Source organism: Microbacterium lacus (assembly GCF_039531105.1).
In the GTDB taxonomy this organism is placed as follows: domain Bacteria; phylum Actinomycetota; class Actinomycetes; order Actinomycetales; family Microbacteriaceae; genus Microbacterium; species Microbacterium lacus.
The window spans coordinates 2,060,485-2,082,893 of record NZ_BAAAPK010000001.1; the positions used below are offsets into that span (position 1 = coordinate 2,060,485).

General features: G+C 69.2%; 19 protein-coding genes. 4 read left to right on the plus strand and 15 right to left on the minus strand.

From position 1 onward, the window contains the following. Positions 1–52 precede the first annotated feature (52 nt). Together rplS and ABD197_RS09765 are read right to left on the minus strand one after the other, a co-directional pair. On the minus strand, positions 53–400 hold the full coding sequence (gene rplS, locus ABD197_RS09760; protein WP_179432961.1) for a 50S ribosomal protein L19: 348 nt from the start codon (positions 398–400) through the stop codon (positions 53–55). Positions 401–569: 169 nt separating this feature from the next. Further along, positions 570–1,067, minus strand: coding sequence for an MFS transporter permease (locus ABD197_RS09765; protein WP_344053983.1), 498 nt, complete (start codon positions 1,065–1,067; stop codon positions 570–572). 66 nt (positions 1,068–1,133) lie between these two features. On the opposite strand from ABD197_RS09765, the gene map reads away from it, so the two are divergent. Then, positions 1,134–1,916 (plus strand): type I methionyl aminopeptidase, encoded by a 783-nt coding sequence (map, locus tag ABD197_RS09770; protein WP_344053986.1) that lies wholly within the window; start codon positions 1,134–1,136, stop codon positions 1,914–1,916. A gap of 8 nt (positions 1,917–1,924) precedes the next feature. Here the strand turns inward: map and treZ are convergent, their stop codons facing one another. From treZ to rpsP, 7 genes are all read right to left on the minus strand, one after another. Continuing rightward, entirely contained in the window at positions 1,925–3,652 is a 1,728-nt protein-coding gene (gene treZ / locus ABD197_RS09775) for a malto-oligosyltrehalose trehalohydrolase (protein ID WP_344053988.1), read from the minus strand. After that, entirely contained in the window at positions 3,649–6,045 is a 2,397-nt protein-coding gene (gene treY, locus ABD197_RS09780) for a malto-oligosyltrehalose synthase (RefSeq protein ID WP_344053990.1), read from the minus strand. Before treY ends, treZ begins: the two co-directional genes overlap by 4 nt. Positions 6,046–6,047: 2 nt before the next feature. After that, complete coding sequence (gene glgX / locus ABD197_RS09785; protein WP_344053992.1) at positions 6,048–8,252, minus strand: glycogen debranching protein GlgX; 2,205 nt, start codon at positions 8,250–8,252, stop codon at positions 6,048–6,050. 91 nt (positions 8,253–8,343) lie between these two features. Beyond that, a complete protein-coding gene (gene trmD, locus ABD197_RS09790; RefSeq protein WP_344055833.1) occupies positions 8,344–9,063 on the minus strand; it encodes a tRNA (guanosine(37)-N1)-methyltransferase TrmD in 720 nt (239 codons plus the stop codon). A gap of 1 nt (position 9,064) precedes the next feature. Continuing rightward, complete coding sequence (rimM, locus tag ABD197_RS09795; protein ID WP_344055834.1) at positions 9,065–9,700, minus strand: ribosome maturation factor RimM; 636 nt, start codon at positions 9,698–9,700, stop codon at positions 9,065–9,067. A gap of 43 nt (positions 9,701–9,743) precedes the next feature. Further along, positions 9,744–9,974, minus strand: coding sequence for an RNA-binding protein (locus ABD197_RS09800; RefSeq protein WP_344055835.1), 231 nt, complete (start codon positions 9,972–9,974; stop codon positions 9,744–9,746). Positions 9,975–9,979: 5 nt separating this feature from the next. Continuing rightward, positions 9,980–10,387 carry a 30S ribosomal protein S16 gene (gene rpsP, locus ABD197_RS09805; RefSeq protein WP_344053994.1) on the minus strand — a complete coding sequence of 136 codons (408 nt, stop codon included), beginning with the start codon at positions 10,385–10,387 and terminating at the stop codon, positions 9,980–9,982. 237 nt (positions 10,388–10,624) lie between these two features. Between rpsP and ABD197_RS09810 the strand changes: the two genes are divergently transcribed. After that, complete coding sequence (locus tag ABD197_RS09810; protein ID WP_344053995.1) at positions 10,625–11,788, plus strand: glutamate--cysteine ligase; 1,164 nt, start codon at positions 10,625–10,627, stop codon at positions 11,786–11,788. A gap of 76 nt (positions 11,789–11,864) precedes the next feature. On the opposite strand, the gene ABD197_RS09815 is transcribed toward ABD197_RS09810, so the two are convergent. From ABD197_RS09815 to ABD197_RS09825, 3 genes are all read right to left on the minus strand, one after another. After that, entirely contained in the window at positions 11,865–12,713 is an 849-nt protein-coding gene (locus ABD197_RS09815; RefSeq protein ID WP_344053997.1) for an endonuclease domain-containing protein, read from the minus strand. A 180-nt stretch (positions 12,714–12,893) separates the two neighbouring features. Continuing rightward, entirely contained in the window at positions 12,894–14,456 is a 1,563-nt protein-coding gene (gene ffh / locus ABD197_RS09820) for a signal recognition particle protein (RefSeq protein WP_344053999.1), read from the minus strand. A gap of 52 nt (positions 14,457–14,508) precedes the next feature. Continuing rightward, positions 14,509–15,483: a TetR family transcriptional regulator gene (locus ABD197_RS09825; RefSeq protein ID WP_344054001.1), complete on the minus strand. Its 975-nt coding sequence runs from the start codon at positions 15,481–15,483 to the stop codon at positions 14,509–14,511. 106 nt (positions 15,484–15,589) lie between these two features. Here ABD197_RS09825 and lipB point away from each other — a divergent pair, with 106 nt between their 5' ends. Both lipB and lipA read left to right on the plus strand, forming a co-directional pair. Next, positions 15,590–16,234, plus strand: a complete 645-nt coding sequence (gene lipB, locus ABD197_RS09830) for a lipoyl(octanoyl) transferase LipB (protein ID WP_344054004.1) — start codon at positions 15,590–15,592, stop codon at positions 16,232–16,234. After that, entirely contained in the window at positions 16,231–17,229 is a 999-nt protein-coding gene (gene lipA / locus ABD197_RS09835; protein ID WP_344054006.1) for a lipoyl synthase, read from the plus strand. Before lipB ends, lipA begins: the two co-directional genes overlap by 4 nt. 12 nt (positions 17,230–17,241) lie before the next feature. Here lipA and ABD197_RS09840 read toward each other — a convergent pair whose 3' ends face one another. The 3 genes from ABD197_RS09840 to smc all read right to left on the minus strand — a co-directional run bounded on the left by ABD197_RS09840 (position 17,242) and on the right by smc (position 22,221). Continuing rightward, the gene (locus tag ABD197_RS09840) at positions 17,242–17,742 is read right to left on the minus strand and encodes a DUF2004 domain-containing protein (RefSeq protein ID WP_344054008.1); all 501 of its coding nucleotides are present in this window, start codon (positions 17,740–17,742) and stop codon (positions 17,242–17,244) included. A 71-nt stretch (positions 17,743–17,813) separates the two neighbouring features. Next, entirely contained in the window at positions 17,814–18,683 is an 870-nt protein-coding gene (gene ftsY / locus ABD197_RS09845) for a signal recognition particle-docking protein FtsY (RefSeq protein ID WP_344054010.1), read from the minus strand. A 22-nt stretch (positions 18,684–18,705) separates the two neighbouring features. Then, the gene (gene smc, locus ABD197_RS09850) at positions 18,706–22,221 is read right to left on the minus strand and encodes a chromosome segregation protein SMC (RefSeq protein WP_344054012.1); all 3,516 of its coding nucleotides are present in this window, start codon (positions 22,219–22,221) and stop codon (positions 18,706–18,708) included. Positions 22,222–22,409: the final 188 nt, after the last annotated feature.

A 22,409-nucleotide genomic window follows, 5' to 3' on the forward strand; every position in this document is an offset into this window, starting at 1 on the left:
CCGGGGACGACGAAACCCCGGTGCCGAGCACCGGGGTTTCGCGGGAATCGCGTCAGTTGTCGCGCTTCTCCTTGATCTTGGCCTTCTTGCCGCGGAGGTTGCGCAGGTAGTAGAGCTTCGCGCGGCGGACGTCACCGCGGGTGACGACCTCGATGTGGTCGATCACCGGGCTGTGGACAGGGAACGTGCGCTCCACGCCCACCTGGAAGCTGATCTTGCGGACCGTGAAGGTCTCGCGCACGCCGTCACCGGAGCGGCCGATGACCACGCCCTGGAAGACCTGGATACGCGAGCGGTTGCCCTCGGTGATGTTGACGTGCACCTTCACGGTGTCGCCGGCGTTGAAGGCGGGGATGTCCGAACGCAGGGATGCTGCGTCGACGGCGTCGAGGATCTGCATGATCATTGCTCTCTGCGGCCGCCACAGGTCGACCGCGGGTACTGGTGGGAAAGAAAGGTGCGTGTCCGAGGCCTTCGACGATCGTCTGAAGTCCGGCTCCCCTGAGGCAGAGCCTGGTCAGGACACAAAGGACCATTCTGCCACGGATGCCACGAGCCGCCAAAACGGCTCAGACCGCAGGCGGACGCTCCGTGATCACGATGACATCGCGGTCGGAGGTCGCAGGACGCGGCGGCGGTGGGGTCTGCGCGGGGATGTACCCGATGCCCTCGGTCGTCCTCATCAGCACGGCCGACGGCTTCGCCTCGCGCCAGAGCTGGACCAGTTCCAGCCAGAACAGGGCGAGCCCGACGATGATCGTGAGCACCATGACCGGTGCCCACCAGGCCTGGTTGAAGAATCCCAGGGCGATCGTGAGCGCATGCCAGACGCCGAAACCGAGAACGTCCCACCAGGACACCGCCCGCTCGGCGCGAACCGTTCCGCGGGCCCGCACGAGCAGCGTGAGCAGCAGTTGACCGATGAACACGGAGGGGATCGCGAGGAACAGCACCCAGAGGAACGCCCATCCGCCCGCGTTGAAGACCCCCCAGCCCACGAGGAGCCACAGCGGCAGCACGAACGCGGCCGGGATCATCCAGCCGTAGAACACCCGACGAACCCACATAGCCTTGATGGTACGCGCACTGTGCCAGGTGCGGCCTGGGAGAATGATCACGACGAGAGGAACCGGATGATCGAGTTGCGCACACCCGTTGAGATCGAGGCCATGCGCCCTGCCGGGCGCTTCGTGGCCGAGACGCTGGCGACGCTGCGCGAGGAGACACGGGTCGGCACGAACCTCTTGGCGATCGACCGACGCGCCCACGATCTGATCCGCCGCGCCGGGGCGGAGTCCTGCTACATCGACTACCACCCGTCGTTCGGGGCGAGGCCGTTCGGCAAGGTCATCTGCACGTCGGTCAACGACGCCGTCCTGCACGGTCTGCCGTTCGACTACGCATTGCGCGACGGCGATCTGGTCACTCTGGACTTCGCGGTGTCCGTCGACGGATGGGTGGCGGACTCCGCGGTGTCCTTCATCGTGGGCACGCCCCGTGACGAGGATCTCGCCCTCATCGACACGACGCAGCGCGCCCTGGATGCCGCGATCGGAGCGGCCGTGGAAGGTCAGCGCGTCGGCGACATCTCGCACGCGATCGCGCAGGTCGCCCATGCCGACGGATACCTCATCAACACCGACTTCGGTGGGCACGGCGTGGGTCGGATCATGCACGGCGACCCGCACGTGCCCAACGACGGCAAACCGGGCCGCGGCTATCCGCTCCGCGCCGGTCTCGTGGTCGCGCTCGAACCCTGGTTCCTGCAGACCACGGACGAGCTCATCACCGATCCGGACGGCTGGACGCTGCGCAGCGCGGACGGATCCCGCGGCGCGCACGTCGAGCACACGATCGCCGTCACGGCGAACGGTCCGATCATCCTGACCGACCGATCCTGGCTGGGCGTCGACTGATCGGGTGATCAGCGTTCGGCGACGGTCAGCACCACCGCCGAACGCGACGGAACGGCGACCTCTTCGCCCGCGAGGGCGACTCCGGATGCGGTGGCGAGGACGATCTCGGCGTGCGGCGGAACCGGCATCCGCGAGGCCCGCTCGGAGAAGTTGACCAGGATGTGCGTGCTTCCCCGGCGGAGCCGGAACAGCCGCCGGTCCTCATCCGCCTCTGCGAAGACCACGGTGAAATCCGGGTCCGTGAGGTCGGGCAGTTCCCGGCGGAGGGCGATCAGCCGCGTGTAGAGATCCAGGATGCGACGGTGGATGCCGGACTCGCGCTCGTCCCACCGCAACCGGGAGCGTTCGAACGTGGCCGGATCCTGCGGGTCGGGAACCACGCTGCGGTCCCATCCCATCGCGGCGAACTCTTCGATGCGCCCCTCGGCGGTCGCCCGGCCCAGCTCCGGCTCGGGGTGGGAGGTGAAGAACTGCCACGGGGTCGAGGCGGCCCACTCCTCCCCCATGAACAGCATGGGCGTGAAGGGGCTGAGGACGGTGAGCACGGCCGCGATCGCGAGTCCGCCCTGATCGAGGGTCTGCGAGAGACGGTCGCCGGCTGCGCGATTGCCGATCTGATCATGATCCTGGCTGAATGTGACCAGCCGCGAGGTGGGGATGCGGGGATCGATCGGGTGGCCGTGGATCACGCCCCGGAACGAGGACCACGTGCCGTCGTGGAAGAAGCCGCCGGTACAGACCTTCGCGAGCGCCGCCAGCGGAGCGAAGTCGGCGTAGTAGCCGGAGGTCTCACCCGTCACCGCGACGTGCAGAGCGTGGTGGTAGTCGTCGCTCCACTGCGCCGCGAGACCGTAGCCGTCGGCCTCTCGCGCCGTGATGAGACGCGCGTCGTTCATGTCGGACTCGGCGATCAGGGTGAGCGGGCGGCCGACGTGCGCGCTGAGCGCGTCGGTCTCCTCGGCGAGCTCCCGGAGGATGTGTCGGTTCGAGGAGTCCTTCAGGGCGTGGACCGCATCCAGACGCAGACCGTCGACGTGATGGTCGCGCATCCACATGAGCGCGTTGTCCACGATGTACCGGCGGACCTGCGGCTCATCGAGGTCCACGGAGGACCCCCATGTGTTGCGCTCGGCGTCGCGGAGGTAGGGACCGTATTCGGGGAGGTAGTTCCCACTCGGCCCGAGATGGTTGTAGACGACATCCTGGATCACCGCGAGTCCGCGCGCGTGGCACGCGTCGACGAAGCGCTGGTAGGCCGCGGGCCCGCCGTAGCCCTCGTGCACGGCATACCAGAGCACGCCGTCGTAGCCCCAGTTGTGCGTGCCGTTGAACGCGTTCACGGGCAGGAGTTCGACGAAGCCGACGCCGAGGGCGACGAGATGATCGAGTCGCTCGACGGCGGAATCCAGCGTGCCTTCGGGCGTGAACGTCCCGATGTGCAGCTCGTAGACGATCGAGCCTGCGAGCTGACGGCCGGTCCACTGCGCGTCCTGCCAGTCGTGCGCAGACGGATCGAACCATGCGCTGTGCCCGTGGACGCCGTGCGGTTGACGGCGCGAGCGGGGATCGGGCCGCACGTCGTCCCGGTCGTCGAGCAGGAAGCCGTACTCGTCGCCGTCGACCAGCTCGATCGGGGCGCCGAACCAGCCGTCGCCCCGGACTGCCAGGTCGATCGGTTCGTGACCGGGGCGATCCAGACGCACCCGTTCGGCGCGGGGGGCCCAGACCTCGATCATGCGCGGCTCCCGTCGTCCGGCACGGTCGGGATGAGAAGCGCGACGGGGTAGGTCGCCATCACCTCGGAGAGCGGAACGGGACCGCCGGCGTACGTGCGACCGGTGAGGACGTCGATGACAGGAGCAGACCGCAGCATCACCGCGGTGTCGCCCCATCCGCCGCGCCTGGTCAGACCGATCGGGAGACGCGTGGCGATGCTCACCGCTCCCCCGCGATCGAAGGCGACGACGTGATCGGCGGCGGCCCCGACGGCGGTGACCGGGGTGTACCGCGTGAACAGATCGGGCCGATCTCGGCGCAGACGCAGCGCGCGCGAAGTGACGAGGAGCTTGGCGGCGCCCGTCACGTCGACGGACGGAAGCTCACCCCCGGCGGCATCCAGCTGCGCCAGCATCCGTCGGCGCTCCGCGAAGTCGACGGCGCGTCGGTTGTCCGGGTCGACCAGCGAGGTCGCCCAGAGTTCGGAGCCCTGGTACACGTCCGGGACGCCGGGAGCGGTCAGCTGGATGAGTTTGGCGGACAGGCCGTTCGACCAGCCGTCGGCGGCGATCTCCGCGACGAAGTCCTCGATCACGCGACGCAGCGACGGGTCGTCGAACACGGCGTCGACCGTCGCGTGCATGCGCCTCTCGAACTCCTCATCCGGGTCCCACCACCCGGTGGCTTCCGCGGCCTCCCGCGACGCCTTCTCCGCGTAGGCGTGCACGCGATCCCGCGTCACCGGCCACGCTCCGATCACGGCCTGGTAGAGCAGAGAGTCGAACGGCCCGTGACCGGTCGACGAAACGGCGCGCAGCGCGTCCAGGACCTCGGCCCAGCGCCCGGGGATCTCCGCGAGCACGTCGAGCCGGGCGCGGACGTCTTCACCGCGTTTGGTGTCGTGCGTGGACAGCGTCGTCATCGCATCCGGCCAGCTCGCCTGACGATGGGCGAGCGCGGCGTGGAAGCCGCGCGTGGTCAGGGCGAACTGCGTGGGGTCACCGCCGACCTCGGTCAGTGAGCCGAGCCGGGTGTAGCGGTAGAACGCGGTGTCTTCGACGCCCTTGGCCATCACCGGGCCCGTGGTCTGCTGGAAACGCCGCGCAACGGGCCGTGTCGGATCGGCGAGGATCGGCACGAGCGCCTCGATCGCGGCCGAGAGGTCGGGGCGGTGAGCGGATGCCGCGGCCGCGGCCGCATCGAGGTGCTCGCGTCCGGCCGGCAGGTACGACCGGTAGACGGGGAAGCACGCGAGGAGCTCGGCGAGGGCGTCGTGCGCACGGGCGGGATCCAGATCTCCGGTGCCGTCCAGCTCGCGCACGAGTCGGGCGATCTCCGAGCCCTGGATCGTGTCGGCGATCATGCGCTTCGTGTCGTGGATCAGTTGCGCGTAGTCCGCGGGATCGTCGCCCACGTCGCGAAGCCGGGCATCCAGCCGGGCGAGCGCATCTTCCCCGGTCGGATCGATCAGCACGCGCTCGACCTCGCCGAGCGCGTCATAACCCGTCGTCCCCGCGGTGTCCCACCATCCGGGCAGCGTTTCGCCGTGCTCGAGGATCTTCTCCACGAGCACGTAGGCACCCTGCGTCGCCTCCGCGAGGCGCGCGAGATAGGCACCGGGATCCAGGAGTCCGTCCGGGTGATCCACGCGCAGGCCGTCTGCGAGGCCGTCGCGCACCCAGGTCAGGATCTCCGCGTGGGTCCGGTCGAACACCCAGGGGATCTCGACGCGGACGCCCGCGAGGGTCGTCACGGCGAAGAAACGCCGATAGTTCAGCTCGCCGGCCTCGCGACGCCAGAAGATCGCCTCCCAGTGCTGCCGGGTGAGGATGCGGGCGATGACCGCCGGATCGTCCCGCGCACTGTCGTCCGACGTCACGGACCCGGGCGCGAGCGGAAGCTCGTGCTCGTCGTAGAACCGCACCACGCCGTCGGGTGACGATGGTGTCGGAGTCGGGTCGATCACGACCTGGCCGTCGGCGATCACCTGCGCGATGTCGGCTCCGAGGATCGGAACGCGGACACGACCCTGTCCGAACTCCCAATCGATGTCGAAGGCCTCGGCGTAGCGCGACGCGCGGCCCTCGCTGAGCACGCTCCACCACCACGGGTTCTCCTCGGGAGCGGAGATCCCCATGTGGTTGGGCACGATGTCGACCAGGATGCCGAGCCCGGCCGCTCGCGCGGCGGCGGCGAATCTCACCAGGGCGTCACGTCCGCCGCGGTCCGGATCCACCTCGCCCGCATCCACGACGTCGTAGCCGTGGTCGGAGCCGGACGTGGCTTTCAACAGTGGCGAGAGGTACGCCCACGAGACGCCCAGATCACGGAGATAGTCCGTCACCTCGGCGGCGGCATCCAGATCGAAGCTCTTCCTGATCTGCAGGCGGTAGGTCGATCGGGGTGCGCTCATCGCTACCGCTCCATCTCCTGCTTGGGCGACTGCCCCGGCATGGATCCCTCCGCGAGGGCCGCGAGCGAAGCCGCCACGGAATGGTCGACCTCGGGCTCGGGAAGGTCGTGCTCGCACAGCACGACGAGGGACTTCGCGTGCAGGCGCACGATGGAGCCCGGTTCGTGCGGATCGCTGTCGGCGAGATCTCCCGCGGTGTCGACGAGCACGTCCCACTTCGGGCTGTACTCGACAGCGGGGATCGTGAAGTCCATGATGTCGTCACCGGCGTTGAACAGCACGATGAAGTGCTTGTCCTCGATGGGCTCGCCGCGGCGGTCGCGCTCACGGATGCCGCGGCCGTTCAGGAAGACGCCCACCGCCCGCCCGAAGCCGGAGTCCCAGTCCTCGGGCTGCATCGCCGTACCGTCCGGTCGCAGCCAGGCGATGTCGGGCAGTCCCTGACCGACCTCCATCCGGACGGGGCGCCCGTTGAAGAAGCGGCGGCGGCGGAACGTGGGGTGATCGTGTCGCAGCCGTGCCAGCGCGGCGGTGAACTCGATGAGCGGCTGGTCCACGTTGGACCAGTCGACCCAGGTCAGTTCGTTGTCCTGCGCGTAGCCGTTGTTGTTGCCGCGCTGCGTGCGGCCGAGCTCGTCGCCGTGCAGGAGCATCGGGACGCCCTGGGAGAGCAGCAGCGTGGCGATGAAGTTGCGCTGCTGCTGGGCGCGCATCGTGTTGACCGTCGGATCGTCCGTGGGGCCCTCGACGCCGAAGTTCATCGACCGGTTGTGGGACTCTCCGTCGTTGTTGTCCTCGCCGTTGGCCTCGTTGTGCTTGTCGTTGTAGCTCACGAGGTCGCGCAGCGTGAACCCGTCGTGCGCCGTGACGAAGTTGACCGAGGCGACCGGACGCCGTCCGGAGTGCTCGTACAGGTCGGCCGAACCGGTCAGACGCGACGCGAACTCGCCGAGCGCCTGCGGCTCGCCCCGCCAGAAGTCGCGGACCGTGTCTCGATACTTGCCGTTCCACTCGGTCCACTGCGGCGGGAAATTGCCCACCTGGTAGCCGCCGGGGCCGATGTCCCACGGCTCGGCGATGAGCTTGACCTGCGAGACCACCGGATCCTGCTGCACGAGCTCGAAGAACGTCGAGAGCCGGTCGACCTCGTAGAACTCGCGGGCGAGTGTCGAGGCGAGATCGAAGCGGAAGCCGTCCACGTGCATCTCGAGCACCCAGTAGCGCAGGGAGTCCATGATGAGCTGCAGCGTGTGCGGGTTGCCGACGTTCATGCTGTTGCCGGTGCCCGTGTAGTCGGTGTAGTACCGCTTGTCGTCGTCCTCGAGCTTGTAGTACGCGACGTTGTCGACGCCCTTCATGGACAGCGTCGGACCCATGTGGTTGCCCTCCGCCGTGTGGTTGTACACGACGTCCAGGATGACTTCGATGCCCGCGGCGTGGAGCGTGCGCACCATGCCCTTGAACTCCTCGACCTGCTGACCGCGCTCTCCGGTGGAGGCATACGTGTTCTGCGGCGCGAGGAAGGCGATCGTGTTGTAGCCCCAGTAGTTGGACAGCCCCTTCTCCTGGAGCGTGGAGTCGTTGACGAACTGGTGCACCGGCATGAGCTCGATCGCCGTCACACCGAGCTTCTTCAGGTGGTCGATGATCACGGGGTGCGCGATGGCGCTGTAGGTTCCCCGGATCTCCTCGGGGATCCCCGGGTGGGTCTCGGTCAGGCCCTTGACGTGCGCTTCGTAGATGAAGGACTCGGAGTAGGGGGTCTTCGGCTGACGATCCCCCGCCCAGTCGAAGAACGGATTGACGACGACGCCCGTCATCATCGACGACGCCGAATCCTCGTCGTTGCGGGAGTCCGGATCGCCGAACGTGTAGCCGAAGACCGGCTGACCCCACTTCACCTGGCCGTCCACGGCCTTGGCGTACGGGTCCAGCAGCAGCTTGTTCGGGTTGAACCGTGCCCCGGTCGCCGGGTCGTTCTCGCCGTGCACCCGGTAGCCGTACCGCTGACCCGGACGGACCTGCGGCAGGTAGACGTGCCACACGAAGGCGTCGACCTCACGCACCTCGATGCGGGTCTCCTTGCCGCGGTCTCCGAACAGGCAGAGCTCGACGCGCTCTGCGCCCTCGCTGAACAGCGCGAAGTTCGTGCCGTTTCCGTCAAAGGTCGCTCCGAGCGGGTAGCTCGATCCGGGCCAGGTCTGCACGTCGCCTCCATCGCTGACCACCTCGAGAGGAGGGGTCGGGAGTCCCAGATTACTGGCCGTGGCGGGCACCGTTTCGCCGCCGGACGAGCCGCTATGATGCCGGTTCGCCGGCGTTCTCGCCCGGGATCCGCAGATCGGGCCGGCGAACCTTCGTCCGCTCGATCTGCTGCGCGCGGCGCCACTGCGCGATCGCCGCATGATTGCCGCTCAGGAGCACGGCGGGAACCTCGACTCCGCGCCACACCGCGGGCTTGGTGTACGAGGGGTACTCCAGCAGGCCGTCTTCGTGCGACTCCTCAACGAGGCTCTCCGGATTGCCCACGACGCCGGGGATGAGTCGCCCAACAGCCTCGATGATCGCCATCGCGGCCACTTCGCCGCCGTTGAGGACGTAGTCGCCGAGGCTCACGAGTCGCACCTCGCCGAGCGATGCGGCGTGCGCGAACACGCGCTCGTCGATCCCCTCGTAGCGGCCGCACCCGAAGACGAGGTGGTCGCGCGCGACGAACTCGCGGGCGGTGGCCTGCGTGAACACCTCACCCGCGGGCGAGGGGAAGACGAACAGCGGGCGGCCGGGCGCGGCATCCGTCGCGATGTCATCCAGCGCCGCGCCCCAGGGCTCGGGTTTCATCACCATTCCGGCGCCGCCGCCGTACGGGGTGTCATCGACCGTGCGGTGACGGTCGCTCGTCCAGTCGCGCAGGTCGTGCACGCGCACATCGAGCAGGCCCTGTGCACGAGCCCTGCCGAGCAGGGAGACGTCGAGGACGTCGAAGAACGAGGGGAAGATCGAGACGACGTCGATGCGCACGTCAGGCCTCGTCGGCGTCGTCCGGGTCAACGGGTGCCGAGAGGTCGGCATCCGATTCATCCTCGTCGTCGGCGGGGAGGTCCTCGAACAGACCAGCGGGGGGTGTCACCGTCACACGCCCGGCGCGCACGTCGACCTCGGGGACGATCGCCTTCACGAACGGGACGAGGACCTCGCGATCGCCGTCGACGCGCACGGTCAGCAGGTCCTGAGCCGGGAAGTGCTCGACGCGGACGACTCGCCCGACCACGCTGCCGTCGCGGATGACCTCGAGTCCGACCAGCTGGTGGTCGTACCAGGCGTCCTCTTCGGCCGCGTGGGGCTCGTCGTCCTGGTCGATCCACAGGATCGCCCGCACGAGCTCCTCGGCGGCCGTGCGGTCATCGACACCGTCGAAGAACGCCACCGGGTGCGAGTTCATCCAGCGGAACTCCCGGACGGTGAGCGTCTTGCCGTGCCACGGAGACGCTTCGGGCACCTGGAGCGTGAACGACGCACCGGGGACGAACCGACCCTCCGGGTCGTCGGTGTAGAGCTCGAGCTTGAGCGCACCCTTCAGTCCGTGCGCCTTGACCAGACGGCCCACGCGCAACTGCGTCTTGGGCTGACGAGGCGGTCGGGCGGAAGACGCCGCAATCGGCGCCGCCTCGTCGGGTGCGGCGTTCTCGGGGACCGACACGTCAGTCGTCCGCGACGTCGACGCGGACGCGCCGGCCGTCGGCGAGAGCCGCGATGAGGGTGCGAAGGGCTTTCGCCGTGCGGCCGCCGCGCCCGATCACACGACCCCGGTCATCGGGGTGCACGTGGATCTCGAGGACGTCGCCCCGCGGCGACGTCGACGAACGGATGGACACGTCGTCCGGGTGATCCACGATCCCCTTGACGACGTGCTCGAGCGCAGCGGACAGCACCACGATTACTCTGCGTCGGTCGAGGCGTCGGCGTCGGCGTCCGCCGCAGGCTCGTCGGCCTTCTTCTCGGCCTTCGGCTTGATGACGACCTTGCTCGCGTCGGCTTCGAACGCGGCCTTGGGCTCCTTGACCTTCACGGTCGAGACGGCGTTCGCATCGCCCTTGAACTTGCCCCAGTCGCCGGTGAGCTTCAGCAGCGCCGCGACCTGCTCGGTCGGCTGCGCGCCGACGCCGAGCCAGTACTGCGCGCGCTCGGAGTCGACCTCGATGTACGAGGGCTCCTCGGTCGGGTGGTACTTCCCGATCTCCTCGATGACGCGGCCGTCGCGCTTGGTGCGCGAGTCGGCGACGACGATGCGGTAGTACGGCGCGCGGATCTTGCCCATGCGCTTGAGACGGATCTTGACAGCCACGATTCTCCTGAATGGTGTGAAGTGAGATGAACTGGTCGCCTGGAGAGTGGGGTGCACACCCGGCGGAAGCTCCAAAGGAGGATCACCGAGCTGGATAGAGGGTCGAGCAGGGTGATCCGACCCGCAATTCTCTCATAACGCGGAGCCTGGTGCGAACCGGCACGGCCGCGTGACGCCCGGTGTCGTCCCGCCGTCCGGTTGCGCGGGGCGGCGGCATCCGCGTGTCAAACTGTGCGCATGACGGTGCCCTTCGCGACTTCGGCGCGATCCTCGGTCGGTCTCGAATGGGAACTCATGCTCGCCGACGGCGCGACGGGCGATCTCGTGCCGCGCGGACCGGACGTCCTCGCGCTGCTGGAGGAGCGCACGGCGCTCGAGCGCTACACCGTGACCGGTGAGCTCCTCACCAACACGGTCGAGGTCACGAGCGGCATCGGCGACACCGTCGCCGCGGCGGTGGACGACATCGCCGACGGCATCGCCGCAATCCGCACCGTGACCGATCCGATGCAGGTCGAGCTGCTGTGCGCCGGCAGCCACCCGTTCGCGCAGTGGTACGACCAGCAGGTGACCGACAAGACCCGCTACCACACGCTGATCGAGCGGACGCAGTGGTGGGGCCGGAACATGATGATCTGGGGCATCCACGTGCACGTCGGCGTGGAGGATGTGAACAAGGTCATCCCGATCATCAATGCGCTCTCGGTGTATCTCCCCCACCTGCAGGCGCTCTCCGCCTCCAGTCCCTTCTGGGCCGGTGAGCGCACCGGGTACGCCTCGAACCGGTCCCTCGTGTTCCAGCAGCTGCCGACCGCGGGACTCCCGTGGCCGCTGAAGTCCTGGGCGGAGTTCGAGGGCTATCTGGCCGACATGGTCGCGACGGGCGTCATGGCGGACGCGAGCGAAGTGCGCTGGGACATCCGCCCCGCGCCGCGCTGGGGCACGATCGAGGTGCGTGCGTGCGACGGCATGTCGACGCTTCCCGAACTCGCGGCCGTGGCCTCGCTCGTGCAGGTGCTCGTGGAGCACTTCTCGCGCGAGCTCGACGAGGGGCGCGACCTGCCGACGATCCAGCCGTGGTTCGTGCGGGAGAACAAGTGGCGCGCGGCCCGCTACGGGCTGGACGCCCGCGTGATCGTGGATCGCGCCGGGCGGCAGGTGCCCGTGCGGGAGCACCTCGCGGAGACGATCGAGCACCTCGCGCCCGTGGCGGTCGACCTGCACTGCGCGCGCGAGTTCGCGGGTCTGCGCACGATCATGACCGAGGGGGCGAGCTACGCACGCCAGACGACCGTGGCGGATGCCGCCGCCGGAGATCTCCGCGAGGTCGTGGCGCATCTGATCCGTGAGTTCCGCGCCGGTCCCACGCTGCGCGAGCACCTCGCGGCTCTCCCCCACTGACCGCTGCGCCGGAATTCGCCGCATCCGCAGGACAGTTCGCGGACGATCCTCCTGTGGATCGGGTGTTCGCCTGCGTTCAGGCGGCGAGGTGCAGACCCTGCGCCACCGCGCTCATGATGGTGGCTTCCACGTGGGCCCAGTCGAAGAGCACCTGCTGGTAGTCGAAGCGCAGGACGGTGTAGCCCAAGAGCACCAGACGCGCGTCGGCACGGATGTCCGTACGCCGCTGCGCGGCATCCGCATGGTGAGTGAAGCCATCGATCTGCACGATGAGCCGCTCGCCGATGAGGGCGTCCACCGGACGATCGTCGATCCAGACCTGCTGGCGCACCACAAGCCCGTACGGACGCAACCTGTCGATGAAGATCGTTTCCAGGCCCGAGTCGGAAAGGGCTCCCACGCGTGCGGCGAGGCGCTGCGCGGAGCGCGACCGCCACATCACCCGCCTCAGGGCAGCGACGCTCGTCGCGCCACTGCGCACGGCGGACTCCCACACGGCCAAGGCGGATTCGAACGGCAGGCAGCGGTCGACCGCCTCGAGCACATCGATCATCGGGTCGATGAGGGCGTAGCGCGCAACCGGCGCCGGCGGTGTGCTCCAGTGCAGCACCAGCCCCGTCCCATGTCGCGCCGAGGAGGAGGGAACCCGCACGTGCGCCCGCGACCCGGTCTCGTGGTCGGGCACCCACAGCCCGAGCGTCCGGGCGGCGCTCACGCACGTCAGACGCCCGCCGGCGCCGGCCGCGAGACGGAGGAGCGGGTCGCTGCGGCGTGCGCTCAACCAGCCGCGAGAAAGTCTGACCACGTGTCCGCCGGCGACCTCCTGGCGGATCGCGTACTCGGTATAGCCCGCGTCCAACGCCTGGGAGCGGTGCGCAAGTCCCGAGCGAGCGGTGAGCCAATCGGAGAGTCGGAGGAGCGGCATCCGCAGAGCATGCCCCACCCCATCGCCTCACCGCGCGCGGGATGCGGCCGGCGGTGGAAGGATGCCGCACACGCCGACCTGGGGAGGAGCGGTCGCTTCGGCTGGCCTTCGCCTACTCTGCAGGACCAAACGCGGACGTTCCACCTGCAGACCGGGTGTTCGCCTGCGCCGGCGAGGAGGTCAGTTCTTGCCGAGGAGCTTCTGCAGCTGCGCGAGGTCCGCCTCACTCGGCGCGCCGGGCGTGCCAGCGCCGCCGAGCCCGAAGCCCGATCCGGTCGGGGCCGCGGGAGCGGCCGCCGCGATGCCGGCGTTCTCGGCGGCGCGCTTGGCGGGGTTGCCGGAGCGCGAGCCCTTCGCCTTCTGCTGCTTGCCGCGCTTGGCGGACGCGCCGGGACGCGAGCCGGGGATCGGGCCCATGCCCGGAATGTTCGGCGTGCCGCCGCGCGCCACGGTCTTCATCATCTTCGCGGCCTGCTCGAAGCGATTCACGAGCGCGTTGACGTCGGTGACCGTCATGCCGGAGCCGCGGGCGATGCGCAGCCGCCGCGATCCGTTCAGGACCTTCGGGTTGCGCCGCTCGATCGGAGTCATCGAGCGGATGATCGCCTCGGTCCGGTCGAGCTCGCGCTCGTCGAAGTCCTCGAGCTGCTGCTTCATCTGGCCCATACCCGGGAGCATCCCGAGCATCTTCTTCATCGAGCCCATCTTCTTGAGCTGCTGCATCTGATCGAGGAAGTCCTCGAGGGTGAAGCTGTCGGTCGCGAGCTTCTCGGCCATCTTCATGGCCTCGGCCTCGTCGAAGGCCTGCTGCGCCTGCTCGATGAGGGTCAGGATGTCGCCGAGGTCGAGGATGCGGGACGCCATCCGGTCGGGGTGGAACGGCTCGAGGTCGTCCAGCCCCTCACCCGTGGACGCGTAGATGATCGGGCGTCCGGTGACCGAGGCCACCGAGAGCGCCGCACCACCGCGGGCGTCGCCGTCGAGCTTGGACAGGACCACGCCGGTGAAGTCGACACCCTCCTGGAAGGCCTTGGCGGTGTTGACCGCGTCCTGACCGATCATCGCGTCGATGACGAACAGGACCTCATCCGGATCGGTCGCCCTGCGGATGTCCGCCGCCTGCTTCATGAGCTCGGCATCCACACCGAGGCGTCCCGCGGTGTCGATGATCACGACGTCGTGCTGGTGGCGACGCGCCACCTCGACGCCGTCGCGGGCGACCTGGACGGGATCCCCGACGCCGTTGCCGGGCTGGGGCGCGTAGATCGCGGCGCCGGCTTGACCGGCGACGACCTGGAGCTGATTCACGGCGTTCGGACGCTGCAGGTCGGCGGCGACCAGAAGAGGAGTGTGCCCCTCCTTCTCGAGCATCTTCGCGAGCTTTCCGGCGAACGTCGTCTTGCCGGAGCCCTGGAGACCCGCGAGCATGATGATCGTGGGCGGGTTCTTCGCGAACTGGAGACGCCGCTGCTGCCCGCCGAGGATCGCAATGAGCTCCTCGTTGACGATCTGCACGACCTGCTGGGCAGGATTGAGGGCCTTGTTGACTTCGTCGCCGAGCGCGCGTTCGCGCACCTTGGCGGTGAACTCCTTGACCACGGGAAGAGCGACGTCGGCGTCCAGCAGTGCGCGGCGGATCTCGCGGACGGTGCCGTCGACGTCTGCGGGAGTGAGCTTTCCCTTCGTGCGCAGATTGCGGAAGGTCTCGGTGAGACGATCGGAGAGCGTGCCGAAGGTTGCCATAGTGCTTTCGAGTTTACGCGAGGCCTCCGCGCGCGTCCGCCTGCGCGCGAGCTCAGCGCGGGTCGAGCTCCTGGAAGAGCGTCAGCTGCAGGCCGGCAGGGCCGCGCAGCCGGGCGTTGACCGATCGCCACGGGGTCTGTCGCGCCGGCGCTTCGACGACGGCGCCGACGGCTTCGAGCCGGTCCGTCATCGCCACCGTGTCGCCGACCTCGAGGGCGATCCGGATCGGGTCGCTTTCTCCCCCGTCGGTCTCGACGGCATCGATGAACGCGATCTGTGCGGGGTTGCTCAACTCGAGCGTGGCGCGGCCGGCGTCCAGGATCACCACGCGCGCCCCGCCTTCCGCCTCGTACGCCTCCGATTGCGGCATCCCGACCACGTCGCGGTAGAACGCGAGCGCCTCGTCGAAGTCCTCCGCCCGTGCGACGACGCGGAGCTGCCGCACCGGACCCTCCGGACCACCCGCCACGACGTCCGCGGCTCGGATCAGGAAGCCGTCGAGCGCCGTGCGCCCGGCGCCGTCGCGCGCCCACGCCTCCACGGCGGCGAGCACGGCGCCACCCCACGCTGCGCCGCGGACCTCGGCGGCGAGGCGATCGGTCCCGGCGCGGACGAAGCGGTCAGACACGGCGGCTGCCAGGCGTGACCGACGCACCGCGGCTTCGCGCTGCAGTTCCTCGAGAAGCTGCATCGGACCCGCGTTCACGAGCGCGAGCGCGAGACTGTCCGGCGCGAACCCGTCCGCAAGGGGCAGAACCGCCGCGCGGACGTCGGCCCCGGCATCCACACCGTCGGATGAGAGCAGGCGGCGCTCGACATCCGCGATGCGTCCGTCCAGTCCCGACCAGAGGATGTCCGACTTCGACGAAAAGTAGTTGAAGAAGCTGGAACGGCTGACGCCCGCGCGCGTCGCGATGTCGGCGATCGTCGTCGCGGGGAAGCCGCGTTCGAGGAAGAGCTCGCACGCGGCCTCGGCGAGGACCTCGCGTGAGGAGGACTTCGGGCGGCCGGCGCGCTGATCGGTCATGCGGACAGCGTACGAGCAGCGCGTCGGCGGGTCGCGGTCATCGCCATACCGCGTATTGTTGCACTCGATCCAGAAACACCACCCCGTCACTCATCGGAGGAGCATCATGCTCGACATCCTCGACGTCGGCACCGCGCCGACGTATGTGCCGTACCTCGACGGGTGGGCGCTGCAGCGGCGCATCCACGCCGACGTGGTCGAGCATGCGCGCCCCGACACCCTGCTGCTCCTCGAGCATGAGGCGGTCTACACCGCCGGCAAGCGCACGGAGGCGCACGAGCGACCCGTCGACGGGACGCCGGTGATCGACGTCGACCGGGGCGGGAAGATCACCTGGCACGGACCGGGGCAGCTCGTGGGCTATCCGATCGTCCGGCTCGCCGAGCCGATCGACGTCGTCGCGCACGTCCGGCGCCTGGAGCGTCTGCTGATCGACGCGCTGCAGCAGCACGGCGTCGACGGGTACCAGGTCGCCGGCCGCAGCGGAGTCTGGGTGCGCCGTCCACTGTCCGAGGACAAGGTCGCCGCGATCGGCGTCCGCGTCGAGAAGGGCGTCACGATGCACGGCTTCGCGATCAACTGCGACAATTCCCTCGCGGGCTTCCGAGGGATCATCCCGTGCGGGATCACGGATGCCGGTGTGACCACCGTCAGCGAGGTGATCGGTGCCGACACGTCGCCGACGGATCTGATCGGGACCGTCTCCGCCGTCTTCCGCGCGGAATTCGCCCGAGAGGCGGTCCCCGCGTGAGCGCGTCGGCGCCCGACGGACGCAAGCTCCTGCGACTGGAGGTCCGCAACGCCCAGACGCCCATCGAGCGCAAGCCGGAGTGGATCAAGACCCGGGCGAAGATGGGCCCGGAGTATCAGGCGCTGCACTCACTCGTGAAGACGGAGGAGCTGCACACCGTCTGCCAGGAAGCGGGATGCCCGAACATCTACGAGTGCTGGGAGGACCGCGAGGCCACGTTCCTCATCGGCGGTTCGCAGTGCACCCGGCGGTGCGACTTCTGCCAGATCGACACCGGCAAGCCCGCGGACTACGACGTGGACGAGCCACGCCGCGTCGCGGAGAGCGTCGTGCGGATGAACCTCCGCTACGCCACGGTCACGGGCGTCGCCCGCGACGATCTGCCCGACGGCGGCGCATGGCTGCATGCCGAAACCGTCCGCCGCATCCACGAGATGAACCCGAACACGGGCGTGGAGATCCTCGCGACGGACTTCAACGGCGATCCGGCGCTCCTGCGCGAGGTGTTCGAGAGCCGGCCCGAGGTCTTCGCCCACAACGTCGAGACCGTCCCGCGCATCTTCAAGCGCATCCGGCCGGCGTTCCGGTACGAGCGCTCGCTGGATGTCCTCACGCAGGCGCGCGCGTTCGGCCTCATCACGAAGTCGAACCTCATCCTGGGGATGGGTGAGGAGCCGGAGGAGGTCGTCCAGGCCCTGCAGGACCTTCACGATGCCGGAACCGACATCATCACGATCACGCAGTACCTGCGGCCCTCCCCTCGGCATCTGCCGGTGGACCGCTGGGTCAAGCCGGACGAGTTCGTGGCGTTCAAGGAGGAAGCTGAGCGCATCGGCTTCCTCGGGGTGCTCGCGGGGCCGCTCGTGCGCTCGTCGTACCGCGCAGGGCGCCTCTGGGCGCAGTCGATGATCTCGAAGGGCCGCGAGATCCCGCCCCACCTGGCGCACATCGCCGCCGACGTGCACGTCGAGCGGGGATTCGCTCAGGCGGTCTGAGCGGCGCTGCGATCAGTCGGCGCTGGTCACCGACAGGACGTCTCCGTCCGAATCGAGGTTCACCAGCAGCACGTCGTCGGTCGCGTCGGGGTCCAGCGCGTACTCGAGGACCGCGAAGGGGTCTGCACCGCCGTGCTCGTCGGCGAGGATCGTCATGCTCATGAGCTGCAGCGAGCGGATCACGTCCACCTGCACGTCGCCGGAGATGTCCACGAGGAGGTCCTCGAGCTCGTCGCCCAGCTGCTCCTGCTGCTGGAGGATGTACTCGATGACCTCGCTCGTGCGGTCGTCCAACTCGGAGACCATCGCATTGCGCGCCGTGCGATCGATCGCCTCGATCGACGAGATGAGCGCGGCCGCGACATCCAGAGCCGCCTCCGACACGTCGTCCTGGTCAGGGGCGGTGAGATCGACCGTCACGCTCTGATCGCCGAGGTCGACGTTCTCGGACCAGAAGATCGACCCGTCCGGTCCGGACTCGAGCAGTCCGAAGAAGTCGTGTTCGATCGCCATGCCCCCATGAAACCAGGACGCGACGACGGGCGCCATCCTGTGACGGCGCGCCGCCCGGATGCGCCGGCCGATCAGTCCACGAGCGATGCGGCGAACACGTGCGGAGTGAAGCCCGTGAGGTCGCCGATGCCTTCGCCCTGACCGAGCAGCTTGACCGGGATTCCGGTGCGCTCCTGCACCGCCAGCACGAATCCGCCCTTGGCCGATCCGTCGAGCTTGGTCAGGACGAGACCCGTGACCCCCGCATGCTCGAGGAACGCCTGCGCCTGCATCACACCGTTCTGCCCCGTCGTGGCGTCGAGCACCAGCAGCACTTCGCTGATGGGCGCCTGCTTCTCGATGACGCGGCGGATCTTGCCGAGCTCATCCATGAGGCCGCCCTTGGTGTGCAGCCTGCCTGCCGTGTCGACCAGCACGATCTCGGTGCCGGTGCGCTTGGCGTAATCGATCGTCTGGAAGGCGACGGATGCCGGATCCTGACCCTCCTGCTGCGGGCGGACGATCGTGGCTCCCCCGCGTTCGGCCCAGGTCGCGAGCTGGTCGACGGCGGCCGCGCGGAACGTGTCGGCCGCCCCGACGACGACGCTGCGTCCGTATCGCTGGAGGAACTTCGCGAACTTGCCGATCGTCGTCGTCTTGCCGACGCCGTTCACGCCGACCACGAGTACGACGGCGGGACGTTCGGTCAGTCGCAGAGTCGTGTCGAACTTGGCGAAGTGCTCCTCGAGCGTCTCCTTCAGCATGCGCTGGAGATCTCGCGGATCGGTCGTGCGGTAGCGCTCGACCTTGGCGCGCAGCTCGTCGATGATCCGCTCGCTGATGTCCGGTCCGAAGTCGGCGGTCAGAAGAGCCGTCTCGAGGTCGTCCCACGTCGTCTCGTCGATCGTGGGGCGCACGAACATCCCGCGCAGAGCACTGCCGAGGGACCACTTCTCTGCCATGATCTCAGCCTACGGGGACGACTCAGGCGCTCGCGCGCTCGCCGACGCGCTGCCCGACGACGGCGGAGACCCCGTCCTGCCGCATCGAGACCCCGTACAGCGCATCCGCGATCTCCATCGTCCGCTTCTGGTGTGTGATGACGATGAGCTGGCTGCTCTCGCGGAGACGCTCGAACACGCCCAGGAGGCGACCGAGGTTCGCGTCGTCGAGCGCGGCCTCGACCTCGTCCAAGATGTAGAAGGGACTGGGTCGCGCCATGAAGATCGCGGTCAGCAACGCCACGGCCGCGAGTGAACGCTCACCGCCGCTCAAGAGCGACAGCCGCTCGATCTTCTTGCCGACCGGCCGTACCGACACCTCGATTCCGGTCGTGAGCATGTCATCCGGGTTCGTCAGAGCGATACTGCCGGTTCCGCCGGGGAAGAGGATCGGAAAGACCTCGCCGAACGCACGTCGGGTATCCTCGAACGCGGCCGCGAAGATCGTCTGCATGCGCTCGTCCAGGTCCTGGATGATCGTCAGCAGGTCCGCGCGCGTCTGAGTGAGATCGGCCAGCTGCTCGACGAGGAACTTGTGCCGCTGCTCGAGCGCGGCGAACTCTTCGAGGGCGAGCGGATTGACCCGGCCCAGCTGCGCGAGCTTGCGCTCGGCATCCTGCAGGCGGCGCCGCTGGGCGGCACGGTCGAACGGGACGCTTTCGGCCTCTCCTTCTCCGGCGCCGTCGCGGGGAACCGGCTGGTCGGGTCCATATTCCGAAAGGAGAATATCCTCCTCGAGGCCGAGCTCGGACGCGACGCGCTCCAGCAGGCTCGTCACGTGCAGACGCTTCTCGTGGATCTGCAGCTCGAGACCGTGGACGCTTTCGGTGAGGCCGGCGAGGCGCTCGCGTACCGCGCTCTCCTGCCTGCGCAGCTCGGCGAGCTCCGCGGTCACGGCGGTGCGAGCAGTCTCCGCGGCGGTCAGTTCCACGCGGGCCTGGCTGACCGAGCGGTCCACCGAGTCCAGGACCGCGGGCAAGGCTGCCGCGACGCCGGCCGCGACATCGCGCTGCGCGCGTCGGATCACCGCGCGCCGAGCGGCCTCGGCTGCGGCCTCCCGCTCACGTTCCCGCTGTCGCTCCAGCTGGACGACCCTGGCCTCGCCTGCCCGGACGCGCTCCTTGAGCGTCTCGACGTCCAGCCGCGCGCGCATCTCGCCGTCGCGCGCGGCCTCCAACTCGGCGAGCATGCCTTCCCGGGAGGAGGCGTCCAGGATCGGGCGCGGCGCCTCGGAGGCCGCCCGCAGACGCTCCTCCGCGGCCAGAGCCGCTCTCTCGGCATCCTCGACCGCTGCCGTCGCCTGCGCGAGGGAAGCCGTGAGGCGATCACACTCGGCGACGGCGGCCTCGTGCCGAACGCTCGCGCGGTTGACCTTCTCGGTGTGGGCCGCGAGCGCGGCGTCATGCTCGCGCAGGGCCTGGAGGGCGGACTTGGTCCGCCCACGGGCCGCGTCGAGCGACTCCGTGGCGTCGGACAACGCGGCGCGCAGCGAATCCGCGACGACCACGATCTCGTCGCGCCGGTCGGCGGCTGCGTCACGCTCGGCGGCGAGCTCGAGCCGAGATCGGCCTTGCCCCGATCCGGAGCGGATCGTGTGCCGGGTCACCACTTCGCCCGAACGGGTGACGATCGTGAGATCACCGGCCTGCGCCGCCGCTTCCTGCGCCGCCGCGAGGTCGTCAGCGACGACCACCCGTGCCAGGATGCCGAGCACCCCCGCCGGCCCGGTCACGACATCGCCCGCGGGCGTCACACCCGGCACGGACATGACCGCGTCGGCCGGGCGGATACCCGCGACCGGCTCCGCGATGACGATGTCGATCACGCCGAGGTCGCCGTCCTGGACGGTCTGCGCGACGAGGAAGGCATCGTCGCGTCCGCGCACGAGCACGCCCTCGGCGAGCGGGCCGAGGGCGGCGGCGATCGCCGCCTCGTAGCCCGCGGTGACCTTGATCGCGTCGCCCACGAGCCCTTCGACGCCGGATCCCCCCGCCTCGATCAGCTCCGCCGCCGCGTTGCGCACATCCAGCGCCCGTCCGAGGGCGGCCGTCTGCGCGGTGAGCGACTCGCGTTCGCGCTCCGCGGCGTGCAGACGCTCGCGGAGCGACGTCGCCGCGGTCTCCGCGTCGGCCGCGTCGCGCTGCGCACGCTCGTAGGCCGCGGCGTATTCGGCCGCCGAGCCCTCGGGAACCAGCCCGGGCTGCACGCCATCGAGTTCGAGCTCCGCCTCGGCACGCCGTGCGAGCGCGGCCTCCAGCGCAGCACGCTGCCGTTCGACGCCCGCCCGGACGGCGGTGAGCGCGGAGGAAGCAGCCTCGAAGGAACCGCGCAGCGCCGTGAGGCGCATGTCGTGCTCGGAGACGAGCGCGCTCTGGGCCGCGATGTCGACGTCGAGCGCGTCGAGCTCCGCGCGGGCCCGGATCACCTCGCGGGAAGCCTCGGCGGCGGCATCCTGAGCGTCGCCGAGTCCGGCCGCGATGTCGTCGATCTCGGCGCGGGCGTCATCGATCATCGCCTGCGACACGGTCGTGAGCTCGATCCCGTCCTCGTCCGGGCCGTCCCCCAGCAACGCGAGACGCTGGCCGGCGAGGGTGAACAGGCTCCGCAGTCGCTCTTGCACCCTCTCCAGGCCGTGCGCCACCGTCCGGGCCTGATCGACCTGCTCGGATCGCTGCTGCTGCTCCAGGGTGGCGATCCGCGCGCGGAGGTTCTCGCTCTGATCCTGGACGGCAAGCCGTTCGGTGTGCCGCTCCTGCTCGCTGCGCGCGTGGGCGGCGAGCTCCGCACGGAGCGTCGCGAGTTCGTCGGCGAGCAGTCTGGCGCGGGCATCGCGCACGACCGCTGCGATCGTCGCGGCCTCGCGCGCGATCTCGGCCTGGCGCCCCAGCGGCTTGAGCTGGCGTCGCAGCTCTCCGGCCAGGTCGCTCAGCCGCGTCAGGTTAGCCTCCATCGCGTCGAGCTTGCGAAGGGTCTTCTCCTTGCGGCGTCGGTGCTTCAGGATGCCGGCCGCCTCCTCGATGAAGCCGCGCCGCTCCTCCGGGGTCGCCTGCAGGACACTGTCCAGTCGACCCTGCCCGACAATCACATGCATCTCGCGGCCGAGGCCGGAATCACTGAGGAGCTCCTGGACGTCCAGCAATCGGCACACCGCACCGTTGATCGCGTACTCGCTGGAACCGTTGCGGAACAGCGTCCGGCTGATCGTCACTTCGGAGTACTCGATGGGCAGCGCGCCATCCGCGTTGTCGATCGTGAGCTGTACTTCGGCACGACCGAGCGGTCCTCGCGTCGCGGTACCGGCGAAGATGACGTCTTCCATCTTGCCGCCGCGCAACGTCTTGGCGCCCTGCTCACCCATGACCCACGCGAGGGCGTCGACCACGTTCGATTTGCCCGAGCCGTTGGGTCCGACGATGCAGGTCACACCGGTCTCGAACGCGAACGTCGTCGGCTGGGCGAACGACTTGAACCCTTTGAGCGTCACGCTCTTCAGGTGCATACGGACGCCTTCCATCCCGCTCGGTTCACCGCATCACGCTACCGGAGGAGTCGGCTTCGTCAGAGGAGGCGGGGCCGCACACGGCGCAAGGAGCACGCACGCGGGGCGGCGATGCCCGACACGCCCGTCATCCCTCGAAACTGAAAATTCGCTTGACGAGCGTATCGGACACGCGCTAGCGTCTCTCT